The organism is Tepidibacillus fermentans (genome assembly GCF_004342885.1).
In the GTDB taxonomy this organism is placed as follows: Bacteria; Bacillota; Bacilli; order Tepidibacillales; family Tepidibacillaceae; genus Tepidibacillus; species Tepidibacillus fermentans.
In genome coordinates this window covers 1-12,429 of record NZ_SMAB01000008.1, presented here as the reverse complement: position 1 = coordinate 12,429, position 12,429 = coordinate 1, and the positions used below count along the sequence as shown (strand labels likewise).

At 39.6% G+C, this 12,429-nt stretch carries 12 protein-coding genes, 1 pseudogene and 1 riboswitch; all 13 genes and pseudogenes read right to left on the bottom strand.

The genetic code is table 11. The annotated features are described in order from the left end of the window. Window positions 1–17: 17 nt before the first annotated feature. The 13 genes and pseudogenes from EDD72_RS12515 to EDD72_RS06575 all read right to left on the bottom strand — a co-directional run bounded on the left by EDD72_RS12515 (window position 18) and on the right by EDD72_RS06575 (window position 12,203). Window positions 18–185 (bottom strand): hypothetical protein, encoded by a 168-nt coding sequence (locus EDD72_RS12515; RefSeq protein ID WP_165894992.1) that lies wholly within the window; start codon window positions 183–185, stop codon window positions 18–20. 90 nt (window positions 186–275) lie between these two features. Beyond that, a complete protein-coding gene (locus EDD72_RS13085) occupies window positions 276–737 on the bottom strand; it encodes a CZB domain-containing protein (RefSeq protein WP_424565538.1) in 462 nt (153 codons plus the stop codon). Between the two features lie 60 nt (window positions 738–797). Further along, window positions 798–1,352, bottom strand: a pseudogene (locus tag EDD72_RS13080) (methyl-accepting chemotaxis protein); the annotation flags it as partial. 490 nt (window positions 1,353–1,842) lie between these two features. Further along, window positions 1,843–2,769, bottom strand: a complete 927-nt coding sequence (locus EDD72_RS06620) for an HD-GYP domain-containing protein (RefSeq protein WP_132768551.1) — start codon at window positions 2,767–2,769, stop codon at window positions 1,843–1,845. A 479-nt stretch (window positions 2,770–3,248) separates the two neighbouring features. Further along, a riboswitch (cyclic di-GMP riboswitch) is annotated at window positions 3,249–3,336 on the bottom strand. 232 nt (window positions 3,337–3,568) lie between these two features. Then, on the bottom strand, window positions 3,569–3,823 hold the full coding sequence (locus tag EDD72_RS06615; protein ID WP_207893659.1) for a late competence development ComFB family protein: 255 nt from the start codon (window positions 3,821–3,823) through the stop codon (window positions 3,569–3,571). Between the two features lie 331 nt (window positions 3,824–4,154). Continuing rightward, the gene (locus tag EDD72_RS06610; protein ID WP_132768547.1) at window positions 4,155–4,751 is read right to left on the bottom strand and encodes a carboxymuconolactone decarboxylase family protein; all 597 of its coding nucleotides are present in this window, start codon (window positions 4,749–4,751) and stop codon (window positions 4,155–4,157) included. Between the two features lie 147 nt (window positions 4,752–4,898). Next, a complete protein-coding gene (locus EDD72_RS06605; RefSeq protein WP_132768545.1) occupies window positions 4,899–5,573 on the bottom strand; it encodes a sensor histidine kinase in 675 nt (224 codons plus the stop codon). 109 nt (window positions 5,574–5,682) lie between these two features. After that, on the bottom strand, window positions 5,683–6,711 hold the full coding sequence (locus EDD72_RS06600; protein ID WP_132768543.1) for a virulence RhuM family protein: 1,029 nt from the start codon (window positions 6,709–6,711) through the stop codon (window positions 5,683–5,685). Then, the gene (locus tag EDD72_RS06595) at window positions 6,701–8,203 is read right to left on the bottom strand and encodes a type I restriction-modification system subunit M (RefSeq protein ID WP_132768541.1); all 1,503 of its coding nucleotides are present in this window, start codon (window positions 8,201–8,203) and stop codon (window positions 6,701–6,703) included. The genes EDD72_RS06600 and EDD72_RS06595 overlap by 11 nt, the downstream gene beginning before the upstream one ends. 13 nt (window positions 8,204–8,216) lie before the next feature. Further along, window positions 8,217–8,708 carry a hypothetical protein gene (locus EDD72_RS06590; protein ID WP_132768539.1) on the bottom strand — a complete coding sequence of 164 codons (492 nt, stop codon included), beginning with the start codon at window positions 8,706–8,708 and terminating at the stop codon, window positions 8,217–8,219. A gap of 17 nt (window positions 8,709–8,725) precedes the next feature. Further along, window positions 8,726–10,309 carry a restriction endonuclease subunit S gene (locus tag EDD72_RS06585; RefSeq protein WP_132768537.1) on the bottom strand — a complete coding sequence of 528 codons (1,584 nt, stop codon included), beginning with the start codon at window positions 10,307–10,309 and terminating at the stop codon, window positions 8,726–8,728. Between the two features lie 411 nt (window positions 10,310–10,720). Next, window positions 10,721–11,089, bottom strand: a complete 369-nt coding sequence (locus tag EDD72_RS13075; protein WP_132768534.1) for an HNH endonuclease signature motif containing protein — start codon at window positions 11,087–11,089, stop codon at window positions 10,721–10,723. A gap of 229 nt (window positions 11,090–11,318) precedes the next feature. Further along, entirely contained in the window at window positions 11,319–12,203 is an 885-nt protein-coding gene (locus tag EDD72_RS06575) for an Abi family protein (protein ID WP_132768531.1), read from the bottom strand. Window positions 12,204–12,429 lie beyond the last annotated feature (226 nt).

Sequence of the window (12,429 nt, the reverse complement as noted above, 5' to 3'; positions counted from 1 at the left end):
GTTAATATCTTAGCATATTATACTTTAAACCTCGCCACTAGGGAACTCAGCTTCTCTGCCATTTCCGCCTGGGCTTGAGCAGTTTTGGCTACCTCTTCCAAGGCTTTTGCCGTTTCTGTAGTATTGTTGCTGATTTTCTGGGAAGAAGCTGTGGCTTCTTCAATGGCTGCCGCCACGCCTTCCATGGCCGTATTGACCTCACCTATGGATTCAGGAATTTCACCATTATAGCTTAATTTTTTCGATTTTATATCCCTTAAACTACATGCTTAGGCTTAGCATTGCTGCTGCAACTCATTCAAGATCTGGACGACCTCGGCAGAAGCCTGAGACATCCTTTCTAGGATCTGTTCAGCCTTGGTAATATTCCCCTGTTCATAAGCAACCGCTGCCTCCCGTGCCAACTCATGGACCTGTTTATGCGGAGCCTCCAATTGTTTAAACGCAGGTAACAAACGACACTGTGCAGCATCCTGACTATCCACCCAGCGCCCTAAGCGGCATTCGTGGTGATTGCCAACTTCACTGGATTTCAAGTGTTCAAACCCTAAAATCATGTTGTAAATTCGCCAAGTCCAGAGCAGGTGGTCGGTCTTATAAAGTTCCAAGACTTGGTGCGTTTTCAGTTTAGGCTTCCGTTCAATTTGTTCTGCCCGTATCTTTTGTAAAGATTGACTGATGTCATAGATGCCCTGCCCTGTCACTTTGGCAGTGCGGTTAAGTTCTTCCGCCGCCATCGCAATCGCGGAGACACTGCTGGCTGATTCCTGAATGGCGGCACTTAGTTCTTCACTGCTGGCGGCAATATTCTGAATATCCTCAGTAATGGAACTAAAATTATGAATAATCTCCTGCAACGATTCTGCCGCTTCCTGCATGATGCTTTTTCCGCTTTGCATCGTTTGAGAGAGAGATACGATATTGTTGGCGGTTACCACGGAATTCTGACTCAGTCCAGCTATCTTTTGACGAATATCCGTCACGGATATTTTAGTGTGTTCCGCCAGTTTACGGACTTCATCCGCCACGACAGCAAACCCTCGACCCTGCTCGCCCGCACGAGCCGCTTCAATGGCAGCATTGAGAGCAAGAAGATTCGTCTGGTCAGCCACCTCTGCAATAACCCCCACGATCTGTTCAATCTCCTTCATAGAGTGAAGCACGTCTTGAACCTGCTGGCTGACCTTGGCAAATTCATCAAAGGAATGCTCGACAAATTGAATCGCCTGTTGAATTTTTTCTCCCCCAGAAGCCGCCACTGATGCCGCCTGTTCTACGAAGGTGGCGGAGTTGGTTGCAGAATCAGCGACCTGATTAGTGGCGGCTCTCAATTCCTCAGTCTGAGCCGACATGCTGGCAAGCTGGCTCGTCTGCTCGCCAATTTTCACAATCATCTGCCGAATAGATGTCATATTGGTCAGTCGCTGGACTATCACGTCTAAATCTGCTAAGGTAGTAGAGGCTGAAGCTTGTCGTTCGTTGATAACACGGTTTAAGATATCGACTACGAAATAGAGGGGACTGGATGAGGGAATGTCCACTTCAATTGGCTTGGTGAAATCACATTTAGTCAAACACTGATAGAGTTTGTCGTAATCGGAATGATAATCAAAATGGTCGGCTGAACTTTGGGTTGTTTTCCATATAAAAAATGGCATGTTAACACACCCTCCTTTACAATTCATCATGATAATATGCTTGAAGCAATCTGTTCCACCGAAGCATTGACGTTCTGTACCTAGGCGCTGGCTTCTTACACCGTGGCGGAGAGTTCTTGGCTGGAAGCGCTGGTTTTCGCAACAGAGGCAACCACTTCTTTTAATAAAGATAAAAATAAATCCCTTATTTTTCTCTGCTTTGCCTCTTTTTCATATTATGTTCTTGTACCATTATGCGCAAAAATATTTCTACTACTTGCGGATCAAACTGCGTCCCTGCATTCCTTCTTATTTCAGCAATTGCTTCCTCCTTACTCAGCGCTTTTCGGTATGTCCTGTCATTGGTCATGGCATCATAGGCGTCTGCCACAGCCAAAATACGGCAGAATAAAGGTATCTCTTCCCCTTTTAAGCCCCGGGGATAGCCTTTGCCGTCCCAGCGTTCATGGTGATACAAAATGTATTCGGCAATAGCCGCCAGTTCCGGGGTATTTTGAGCAATGCGGTAACCGATTTCGGGATGTTTTTTCATTTCTACCCATTCTTCCGCTGTCAAAGGACCGGGCTTATGCAAGATACTTCCCCTGATACCCACTTTGCCGATGTCGTGCAGCACTGTCAGAAGAGCCAGTTCATCCAGCTCTTTTGCGGAAAGGTTCATTCTTTTTCCTATCATCAGGCAATCATTTTTCATGCGCTGAGAATGCTCCATCGTTTCCGTACTTTTAACATATAGGGTGACAAGTAGGGTATTAATCAAAGCCTTGCGGTAGCCTTTTTCCTCTATTAATTTTCGCCTGTACATCCATTCCTCGGCTTCTTTAATGACTTGCTCAAGACTTTCTGAGACTTTTCTATTTGCTGTATCGCCCATGGCTTTTGCTTCTTCGTCTGTGGTCTCGTTGACAAGTTTAAAAACCTCAGCAAAGCGACTGCCTTTTACCTTCTCCTCACTCCAGCCAGTTATTTCCTCCGCTACCCAGTTAAGGGCCGTTATCCAGCCTGTCTGGTCGGTGGTGACCACCCTTTCGCCGATGGAAAGAAAGATAGTTTTATACAATTCTTTTTCCTTTTTCTCCATGGTTTTCATCTGCATCATCTTTTCATTCATCCTGTCCACCCCTTTCTTTTCAGAAGGTTAGCGTCCGAATCTTTTTATTTACGATCACTAGGTTAAATCTATTTTGAGGTTGATTACGGGGATGATGTTTCCCAACAGATTAATTAAATAAAAATCAAAAGACCTATTTTACACTGCTGAAATTTACATATTTTTCCAGCTGGAGAAAATAGGCCTTCCTTATATTTGAGTTTATGTTTTACATTTGCATAACAAAAAATAGATTTCCGATTTTTTGAAATTAATACAGGTATTACCCCCTCCCCCGCAAGGGAACGAGTGTTCTGTATGTTCTATTTATGTATTCAATCGTTTTCATTGCCAAATCAGTCCTTCCATTTGGTCTTATGCTCCGCAAATTCCACTGTCAATATCTTATGTTTCACCATCTAGGCTAAATTTCACTTTAAGCTTTAATCAAATCATCTGCATACACTAAAAGCCCCTGTGCACGAATTGCATAGAGGCTTTCATGCAACCGGCTGCCATAGAATTATGTTACTCCTTAGGCCCTTGGCTTTGCGTCCCCGTCTTTCGGCAGGTTTGCCCTTAGTATATCTGTTTATATATACGTTGTTGTTATACACGCATTTCTAATATATGTTAATATTAATCTAAATTTTTACTATATTTTTGTCAACATATTTCAACAAATTTCTTTGTTTTTCATGATATTTTTCATTTCTAGTTAACAAAATTATTTTTTTAAGAGAAGAAAAAGAGGAGCATAATTTGTTTATTCCAATTGTGGTTCTGCACATTATCCAGTTCATGATGTAATAATGCAACGCTAGTGAGTTTCATGTCGTGGTTCTTCAGACACTACTTCTATTGCTTTCGTTACTTCTCTAATAATGTCTACTCCATATTGAGATTCCATTTCCTTAACCTTAGTAAATAATTTACCTTTTTCTGTTACAGTATATTGCGGTGGTAAATTATTTAATGCGTATGCAGCCATATCTAGCCTGCATTTTTCACATTTACACACATTGTTATACTTTTTCAATACTTCATCAATATACCGATAAACTAATTCTTCCATATAATTATATACCTCCATAACCCTCTCCCTTTCATATAAGAATATTATTTGAAAAACACGCTCAATCATTTTTTAACACTAGTCGTGAGACACTCTCCACATGCCTTGAGCGCATGAAAAAGATAAATTTTAAGTTTGGTCTAGCAACTTAATTATACCAAAAAGGGCAATTCTTTTATTATTTATCTTTCGCAAAAAGGCTGTCGCCAAAAAGTCATTCATTTATGACTTTTTGGAACAGCCTTATCCTCTGAAAAATTTTCTTTTTAAGTTCAACTCTACTTTTTCCCATATCTAGAATCCTCTTTGTCTTTCTTGCTTATTTGCCTATTTATTCAACCCGAATAATCGGAATTCTCAATATATCAGAGATGAGACCATGTATAAAAGCAACCGGCAAGAACACCATGATGCTCAAAATCATACTAATTTCGTATAGCAAGTTGCTTTTTTGAATAGGCTTACCTCTCAGGCGGCTACGAAATGCACTCAAAGCGATACCATAAGCATTTCCAATCATAATAGCCCGTATCGCACCTAAAATCCCCAAAGCTTTTGTTGTTCCGTAAGCTTCAACGATTCGTTTCCAGGAATCCACCGTAGGATTCCCTCTGCTATCAGCATAATGCTGGGCAAAAAGTATAGCCTTGACTTCCTCATTTGGAATGCCATCGGTAATACCTGATAAAAGCATCTGTACTTCTTCATTGCTCATTCCCTGCTCTAGAGCCATTTTTGTATGCCCATACGTACATACTTCACAGCCATTAACCTCAGTAACAGCCAACATAATCCTTTCAATAAAATCGGGAGTCAGTTCCTTGCTCTTCTTACTTTTTATCATATACTTGATTGTTCTTAACCCTTTATATAGGATTACATAAAATTCTTGAACTGAGTATATTTTTTTATAAAACTTTTGTTCCATTTTTTTCACCTCACAAAGTAAAAACAATATTTATTGTATTACTTATCGTGCAAATTTAAAAAGCTCTTAATGCCTTTAATGCTTGATGAACCGAAATATTCACTTTTTTCATTCTTAATTTAAGCCTAAGTACAGAAAAATAGATATTTATTTTTTTGGATAACTAATCGTAAAGCGGACCTGACCATTTTTATTTTCCGCATGTACTTTGCCATGATAATAATGAATAATTTTTTTAGAGATCGCTAAACCGAGTCCGAATTTTCCATTATCTCCTTTATAAAGATTTTCAAAAATCTGCTCTAGATCTTTTTCTGGAATCGGAGGTCCATCATTGCCTATTTCGATTGCCCAATATGGCCCATTTTCACGCAAAGAAACTCGGATACTCTTAGCTGCATATCTAAGTTGATTTTCCAAAATATTTTCAATCGAAACTCTTATACTATCCGGGTTGCCTATGACGATGGCTGGTTTTGTTTCTATATTCAACTCCCATGATAAATCAAGATTTACTTGTTGAAAATTATGAACAAGATAAGTCAATAATTTGTCCAGATACACTTCATCCTGTTCCTGATCATGCTCTAAAATATAATCAAGCGTATTTAGATATAAAATTTGTTTTATTTTTTTCTCTAACCGAACCGCTTCATTTTTTATAATCATTGCCGTATTTTCTGTAGAATCTACATACATGCCATCAATAATCGCTTGTGCATAACTCATAATCACCATTACCGGGGTCTTCAAGTCATGCGAGATACTTTGTAAAAATTTTTTTTCGTCTTCTTCCGCTTGTTTTAGTGCATGTTTCTTCATTCATGGCCTTTGCCAATCTTCCAATTTCATCCTGTTTCCGTTGGTCTTTTCTTACCGTTGTAAAAATTAAGGACTTCATCTAATTTCGTTTCTCTCCACTCACTAAAACTCACACCCCATCACCTCCAGCACTATCCTTTTTTCCTTTCAGCGCCTTAGCCGTCTTGTCAATGCTTTCTAAAAAGTGCTTCTCGACCTCTGAAAGCTCATTTTTGATCTGTTCCCTATACTTCTCATACTCTTCTATTGCCTTTTGAGTGGCTTGTTGGTGGCTGATTTTGCCTGCATGCGTAAGAATCTCACTGTCGCTCATTTTAAGGAAATCATCCAATTTTTCTATCCAGTCGGCCATGTACATGGGTTTTCTGCGCATTGCCTGAAGCTCGGCAAATTCGATATAAGCATTGACGATGCGGTTTAGTACAGCCAGTTCATCCTCTGTAAGATAGTTTTTGGCTATCTGGGATTCTGACCTGGTAGGCTTAGAACCGGTAAAGTTGGTCATTCCCATAAAAGGCTTTGTACTATCAGCTCTCAGATACACTATTTCTGCCGCAGTATGCCCATGGGCCGCCCAGTGCATTTTGTTCTGGACCGTTTGAAAAAACTGTTGTGAAATGGCCGCATCCGGTGAATAATCAATACTGGTGGCATAAATATCTAAAATCTTACGATAAAAGACTTTTTCACTGGAGCGAATATCCCGGATACGCTCCAACAATTCCTCAAAATAATTGCCTCCGCCTGCTTTTTTCAGCAAGTCATCATTCATTGTAAATCCTTTGATGATGTATTCCTTAAGCCTTTGGGTTGCCCAAATCCTGAACTGCGTACCTCTGTGGGATTTAACGCGGTAGCCGACGGAGATAATAACATCCAAGTTATAAAATTTCGTCTTGTATTTCTTACCGTCAGCAGCAGTTGTCAAGTATTCCTTGACAACTGAAATTTCATCAAGTTCGCCTTCTTTAAATACATTATTGATATGCAGACTAACATTCTGTTTACTGGTCTGAAAAAGTTCAGCCATTTGAGCCTGAGTCAACCAGACCGTTTCATCTTCCATTCTCACTTCAATCTTTGTTTTCCCATCTTCAGTCTGGTACATTAATATTTCGGAATTATTTTCAAAACTCATACCCAATTGCCCCCAGTCTTTTGCGGATTTCCTCCTCCAGAGACTTGCGCTTTGCAAACATCTCGGCAAGCTCACCGGTAAGCCTTGTCATCTTTTCGTCAAAAGGCTCCCCGTCATCGACCCGTTCTTCAATGCCCACGTACCTGCCGGGGGTGAGAATATATTCATGGGAGCGCACTTCATCCAAAGTGGCAGATTTGCAGAATCCTTTGATGTCCTCGTAACCTTCGCCCTTTTTCCATTTGTGGTAGATATCGGCGATATATTTTATCTCTGTCTCATAGTCAAGTTCCCTGTGCTTGCGGTCAACCATCGTACCCATCTTACGGGCATCAATAAAGAGGATTTCGTTGCTGCGATCCCTGCCTGCCGATTTCTTATTCCTTGTTAAAAACCATAGAGAAGCAGGAATAGTTACATTATAGAAAAGGTTGGGCGGCAGGGTGATGATGCAGTCCACTAGTTTGTCTTCGATAATATTCTTCCTTATCTCGGCTTCACTGGTTGTATTGGTAGACAAAGCGCCGTTTGCCATGACAAAGCCCGCTACACCATTTGGCGAGAGCTTGGAAATAATATGCTGTATCCATGCATAGTTGGCATTCCCCGCTGGAGGCATGCCATACTTCCAACGGACATCATCGACAAGCCTGTTAGCTCCCCAGTCCTTGATATTAAAGGGTGGATTGGCAAGTATATAGTCCGCCTTCAGCATCTTGTGGAGATCATTGGAAAAGGTATCCGCATCCCGCTCACCAAGGTTTCCGTCAATACCCCTGATCGCAAGGTTCATTTTGCAAAGCCTCCAGGTGGTAGCAGTGTATTCCTGTCCAAAGATATAGATGTCGTCCTTTCTTCCGCTGTGTTCTTCAACGAATCTTTGGCTCTGCACAAACATACCGCCGGACCCGCAGCATGGGTCATAAACCCTGCCTTTATAGGGCTCAATCATTTCAACAAGCAGTTTCACGATGGATGGCGGAGTGTAAAATTCGCCTTCCGACGAACCAAACTTGCCAAGGAAGTATTCATAGACCCTGCCGAGCACATCTTTTGCTCTTGCCTCTTTATCGCCAACCTTAAAGGAAAAGAGGTCAATAAGCTCACCAAGTTTTGTTTTATCTATTTCGGGACGGGCATAGTTTTTCGGCAGTACGCCTTTTAGAGAGGCGTTTTCCTTTTCAATAGCTATCATTGCTTCATCGATAATCTGTCCGATAGTAGGCTGCTTGGCATTGGCTTTTATGTAATCCCAACGGGCTTCTTTTGGAACAAAAAATATATTCTCCTCGGTATAGGCGTCTATGTCTTCCTCAAAACCTTCGCCTTCTGCGACTAATTCGTTATATCTCTCTTCAAAAGCATCGGAAATGTATTTAAGGAAAATAAGTCCCAGTACTACATGCTTGTATTCTGAAGCCTCAATGTTGCCGCGCAGTTTATCTGCCATTTCCCATAGATTATTTTCAAACCCCAAATTTACTGTTGCCATTTTTCATCCTCCTTTAAACTTCAATTGTATTTATTTTATTTCTTGGAACGATTATTGACTCACCTACTGTCATCGTACCGTAAACCCTGAAACCTTTACGGGCCTGAAGCTTAACAGTTATTGTTTGACTAGATTTAGAATGGATATCAATGCTACTTGTAACCTGCTGTTTATCTAATAAGCATACTTCGCTATTATTTAACTGTTCTTCTTTGCCACATACGAGCGCAACCATAAAATTACCATCTTTATACGAGCACAACTCTTTTAGATTGTTTTGTGTAAAATTAAAGATCCATGTATACCCTTCTTTTTTCCTTTGCTCTGGTTTAGATCGATATTTTATGTATAAGATCAGCTCATTATTTTTTTGCGTTAAAAGTTTATAAACTGCTTTGCTATCATTTGAATTTGTTTCTACTAGGGTTAACTGCATCGGTACATCTTTTCTTAATAATCTAGTTATAACTCCACCATGCATAAACTCAAATTCTTTAATCGCCATATTTTTTATCCCCTTTCTTATAATAGTCTCTCATAGATTTTTTCTTTTTCAGCAGCAAAGCGTTCCTCAGCCTTGCTGATAGTTTCTCGATACAGGGTGCTTTCAGCTTCATAGTGAGCTGCCAGCTCTTTCTGCTCCTCTATACTCAACAGCGGTATTTCCATTTCCGCAATGTCAGTGTGATTTATATTTACAATGGACGTTCCTCGTTGAAAACTTTTTATAATCGTTATTCCGACAGGACTCTCAAAGAATATCTTAAGGTAATCGCTCAGTACCCTGTTATTGGGTCTGATAACGATAACATTGGCCGAGGCGATAACGATATTTTTTTGTTTACGGTATACACCTGTTTTAATTGCCGACCCTCTACTGGACAAGACTATGTCTCCGTCTATCAGCTCATATCTTTTAATTTTTCGTTCTTCTTCATCAATACTGTCCATATTGGAATAATCAATGCCGGTATCGGTAATGTTTGAAATATTTAGCACCAGAATTTTTCCAGGCTTAACATCCTTTTTCAGGATTGATTTTCCCCTAAAAACCTCTGCAACTTCATGAAGTTTCACTCTTTCAAGAGTTGATGTCTTATACTTTCTGATATTCTCGTCATCATCCGCGAGTATAAGCTCAATTCGCCAATCCTCATGAGCGGCAAAATCTTCGTTAGACACCACCTTCACTTTATCGACATAAAGACCATTATCATAACCTAAATATCCCACGCTCACATTTTCCTTTTTTACAGCGCCTATAGTTAGCATATAGGTTTTTATAGCAGCGTAGGGCTTAAAAGTACCTTCGGGAAGACTATAAAGACCCTCCAATTGATAGTGGGTCATGATATGCTCACGCAGCTTTGCTTCAGAACCACTTGCAAATGTAATCTTAGCAGGGAGTACAGTCACCAGCTTGCCTCTGTCAGATAAGTGTCGAAGTAAATTCTGCGTTGCCACAACATCTGGTCTTGAGGACATAAATTTATTGTTAACGCCTTCAATCTTGCCACCAAAGTCAGGCAGTGAATAGATAAAGTCAAAACGTGCGTCAACAAGGAGCTCTTGGTATATCGACTGATTAAGAATACTGACGTTCTCATATTCTTCAAATACAAGCTTAAGCAGCATAAACATAAGTACATTAGATGTGGTAAAGGTTATATTGCTTGACTGATGCTTCTCCACCAAGCCTTTAAGACCTGATAGGCTTTTTTCTGCTTCAGCAATAAGTATTGACTGTGATCTTGCATCATCTATCAGGCTACAGACATATTCCGTCAAATAAGCTGGAGAGAATATTTGTCCGAAACGGTCGTTTTGGTATAGTTTAAGTGTATACTCAATCAGATCAATTTCTTGTGCAACCTTATAAATAGAAGAAAAGAAATCCCTGTCGCCCGGAAAGTATCCCAGGATTGTACTTTCGGTAGAATGCTTCATTAATTCGAAAAGCTGCTCTCCATCCTGTAGAGATTTTTTCTGTGATTTCACGGCTCGCGCTGTAAGTTTGACGCGTAACATTTCGTTCAATAATTGCTCTCGGGAGGTAATACCGCGCACAGCAAACGAATTAATAAAAATATCTATTGATGGGTTCACGATTTTCCTCCTTTCCCATCCAAACGTGTAAATTCTTCCATTGATAGTAGTGTATCATAAATATTTTAGTATGTATATACTAAAATATTATTTTTATATTTTTTAGTCTGTTGATGCTATTAGTACATCTTTCTTCGTCCATGGAAACATAGTCGGTTTAGCTTTATCACCGCGAATTGAAGCCTCCCAAAAGCTCATAAAGCCTTACTGCGCAAGGCTTTATAAACATATTCTTGTTGGAAACTACGCACTCTGTTTGGTAACTCAGGCCTAAAATGAATGAGTATACTGACAACTATCCTGGTTTTCTTCTACCACGATTATCTCAAAGTGAGAAAGGCAACAGATGACTTACTAAGAAAGCATGGGATCAAAATTTAATAGCTATATCCCTAGGTGAGCTGTAGAAGCTCACCTGTTTTTTCCCCAGCGTCTGTCCTCCCGCGCCGTTTTTGAATCATGGCAGCGTTTGCACAGGCTCTGCAAGTTATTTATATCCAAGGCAGCACCACCTTCCTTGATAGGTACAATATGGTCCACAACCGTTGCAGGCGTTATCTTGCCTTCTCTTTCGCAGTGCTCGCACAGGGGGTTTATGGCAATCTTCTGTTTTCGAAGCCGCTGCCATTGGTGTGAGTTATAGAACCGCTTGCTGAAATTGTCCCTTTTGAAACGGTTATATTTTTTATATTCCTCCCTGCTGTGTCGGTCACAATACTGTCCATCGGTCAAGGCTGGGCAACCAGGGTGGCTGCAGGTTCGTTTAGGTCTTCTTGGCATCAGGCTTCACCAGCTTATCCTTTTTTTGAAACAAACGGGGAACATGCACAACACCTTCCGGCGTGTCAGCCATGTTCCCCAAATACAGCCTTTGCACTTGCACATATGTATCTCTCCGTTTTTGAGCAATAAAAAACTCCCGGATGGCTTCCGAGAGCTACAGCTATATTTTTTCAGTTTAAATTTTAACACTAAAAAAACGACATCTCACTGGCACTTTACTGTACTTTTACTGTACCTGTCTTAATAACATTTCCCATTTTGCTGGAAAACCCATCAGCTTTATATCTACATTTTCATATTCTTCGATTAATGCCTTAATGTTAGTTACAAAAGACTCCCATGCGGGCTTGTTTAAATAGACCTTTCCCATTATATATAAAACTGAAAAAATACTATTATTGTTAATGCCTTTCATTTTATCTTTTTTATCTAAACGAGGTGTAATTGTCAGTTTACGATTATAAAGCCTACCATAATGGGCACAAATATTTCTAATAGTAGAAAAGACATATAACCAACTTTCTATATACCTATAGGGAATATTATAATAACTTTCGGCTATTTCTTTTTTGTCTACATTTTTCATATTTGAAAAAATCTTTGACAATAATCCAAAGGATGTAACTTCAATTGCAACCCATATTGGAAATATTCCTTTATACTTATCCTTATAGTGCTTGATAAACAATTCATCACTTCTGTCTATTTCTTTGTTAATTTGTAAAATCATGTCATTGTGATATTGATCATTTTGGAAATTGTTTTTGTCTAGATATCCTATAGGTCCATATTTATGCGCAAGTAAATATGCTATATGAGTCCTGAAAGTTATTTCTATGCTTTCGAGCATACCCAACAACAAATTTCTTAATTTCTTATCAAATTCGTAAAGGTTATAAACATCTTCAAGAGAAATACCGTCATAAAACCTGTCATTTTCTTTTAGTGTCAGCATATATGCACTTAAGCGATAATAGCTTATTCTTTTTAAGATATTTTTTGCCTTCTCCACATCTGAAATAACCATGTTTCGCGCTTTTAATATTTCAATTTGTTCCTCAAATGTGGTAGGTTTTTTTATATTATTATTTGCTGACAAATCAGTCACCATAAAAAACCCTCACAAAATAAAAAGTCCCACCTTGGTACGCATTGTTAAGAGGCGTGGTGAGCTCTGTTAATGTTATAATACTCCAGCTATAAAATTTTGTCAATCACATCAGCTTCGACATATAGATAGTCCACTTTTTTGCCGTCAGGTAAAGATGCGGCTTCCTCTAATTCCATCACCATTTCTTTATCGGCCTGTGCTTGCACTTTCCCTACACGTCTTACGA